Annotated in this window: 1 protein-coding gene; it reads left to right on the forward strand. The window is 63.2% G+C overall.

What is annotated here, in order from left to right; all coding sequences use genetic code 11:
• Window positions 1–178 precede the first annotated feature (178 nt).
• Window positions 179–1,879 carry a sugar porter family MFS transporter gene (locus IP76_RS23710; RefSeq protein WP_054159769.1) on the forward strand — a complete coding sequence of 567 codons (1,701 nt, stop codon included), beginning with the start codon at window positions 179–181 and terminating at the stop codon, window positions 1,877–1,879.
• The last annotated feature ends 540 nt before the right edge of the window (window positions 1,880–2,419 follow it).

Below are 2,419 nucleotides of genomic sequence, written 5' to 3' on the forward strand. Positions count from 1 at the left end.
ATTTCACTCCAGTATCCCTGCAAGACAATTCTCCAAGCCCTCCAGAGGAGCCCCGGAAGCCTGCGTCCCCTCAAGCGCAGAAACCCCTTCTGCAACTCCCGAGTTTGCAGCGCTCTTTCTGCAGCATCGCAGCGCGTAAACTCACTGTCCGCTTGCCCCGGCTGATCACGCACACATCATGGGTGGCGGCGGCCCCATCGGCCCCATCGGCACGGCAGGCCGCGCATCCGAGTACCATGGCCGGCTCACCATGGCGGTCATGTTCACCGCCATCATCGCTGCCTCAGGAGGGCTCCTGTTTGGCTACGACTTGGGGGTCACCGGCGGCGTGGAAAGCATGGACTCTTTCCTGATCAAGTTCTTCCCTGGGGTGTACGAAAAGAAGCAGGCAGACGCAAACAACCACAGCCCATACTGCACCTTCGACGACCAGACCCTCGCGCTGTTCACTTCCTCCCTCTTCCTCGCCGGCATGGTCATGGCCCCAGTGGCATCCTATGTCACACGCAACTTTGGCCGCAAGGTCACCATGACGATGGGCGGCCTGTTCTTCCTGTTTGGTGGCGCCATGAATGCAGCTGCACAAAACCTGGCCATGCTCATCGTGGGGCGCATCTCGCTGGGCTTTGGCATTGCTTGTGCCAACCAGTCTGTGCCCCTGTACCTTTCCGAGATGGCCCCCCACCACGCTCGTGGCGCCATGAACATCATGTTTCAGCTGGCCACGACCATCGGCATCCTGGTTGCGCAGCTGGTCAACTACGGCGTCCAGGACTGGGACGAGGGCTGGCGCCTGTCGCTGGGCCTGGCCATCGTGCCCGCCTGCGTCCTCACCCTGGGCGGCATCACCCTGCCTGACTCGCCCAACTCCCTGGTGGAGAGGGGAAAGCCGGAGGCCGGGCGCAGGGTGCTGGAGCGCATCCGCGGCACCACCGAGGTGGATGCAGAGTTTGCCGACATCCAAGAGGCGGCGGCCTCGGCCCGGCAGGTGGGCGAGCTGCAGGCCTGGCGCAACCTGCTGAAGCGGCAGTACCGCCCGCAGGCGGTGCTGGCGGTGGCCATCCCCACCTTCCAGCAGTGGACCGGCATCAACAGCATCATGTTCTACGTCCCCATCCTCTTCAGCTCGCTGGGCGCCGGCAAGAGCGCGTCGCTGCTGAACGCCGTGATCATCGGCTCTGTCAACCTCGTCTCAACCTTTGTCTCCATCCTGCTGGTGGACCGCGCGGGCCGCCGCAAGCTCTTCCTCCAGGGCGGCACCCAGATGTTCTGCATGCAGGTTGCTGTGGGCATCCTGCTGGGCGTCGCCTTCTCCCACTACGACACCACCAACCTGCCCGACGCCATCGTGTACTCGGCCCTGGTCCTCATCTGCATCTTCGTGGCTGGCTTTGCCTGGTCCTGGGGGCCCCTGGGCTGGCTGGTGCCCTCTGAGATCCAGACGCTGGAGACCCGCTCCGCAGGCTTCTCCCTCACCGTGGCCACCAACTTCCTCTTCTCCTTTGTGCTGGGCCAGTGCTTCCTCAGCATGCTGTGCGCCATGGAGTTCGGAGTCTTCCTCTTCTTTGCCGCCTGCGTCGCCGGCATGACCGTCTTTGTCTACTTCCTGGTGCCAGAGACCCGTGGTGTGCCCCTCGAGGAGATCTACACCCTGTACTGCAAGCACCCCATCTGGAGCAAGATTGTGGGCAGGGAGGCGGTGGAGGCCACCGAGCAGCTGGAGATGCGCAACAGCGGCGGGCTGGCCGTGGCCGCCATGGAGATGGCCAAGGCGCCTTCGGGGGGCGGCGAGGGCGTGCTGGAGCTGCGGGCGCTGCCCTCTGCCGCGCACGCCGAGGGGGAGGGGGCGCCGTCGCTGGACGGCAAGGCCGCGCAGTGAGGCTGCAGGGACTCCTTCTTGTGCCGCCGGTGATGGCATGTGCGGGGCGCTCCCCTCTTGAGCCCCCCGACTGTTGCTGGCACGACGCATGCCTGTCTGCGAGACAAATTCTCATCCCGGGATTCCTGCCCCGATGTCTGCTGATCTCGACCGCTGCTGAGCAGCATATGTACCCAGCAAATCTTTGCTTTGCTGCCCACCACGCTGCTGCCAGGCCGTGTTGCTTGGGGCAGCCACGATCCCAGTTTTGAACCATCAGAGCAACGCCTTCCTTGCTGTGATCATATGGAGCAAACCCAAACCCAATGAACTCGCCATGCATGAATTTTCCTAACTCGTGGCAGCCCAACTCTGGCGTTCGCCCGCCGACTGCCTCATCGCACAACTCCACTTTTTCACCTCCAATCCGCTTCTTCGTTCTGCCTTCTACCACCCAACCTCCTGTCTGCCTGCCAGGCCCTCACTTCCCTGCCCTGACGTTGTGCACCCACGTTCACAACTGTGATTTCTTATCCTGGTTGCAACACGACTTCACCGGCG

Origin of the sequence: Rhizobium sp. AAP43 (assembly GCF_001296045.1) — a bacterium.
Lineage (GTDB): Bacteria > Pseudomonadota > Alphaproteobacteria > Rhizobiales > Rhizobiaceae > Allorhizobium.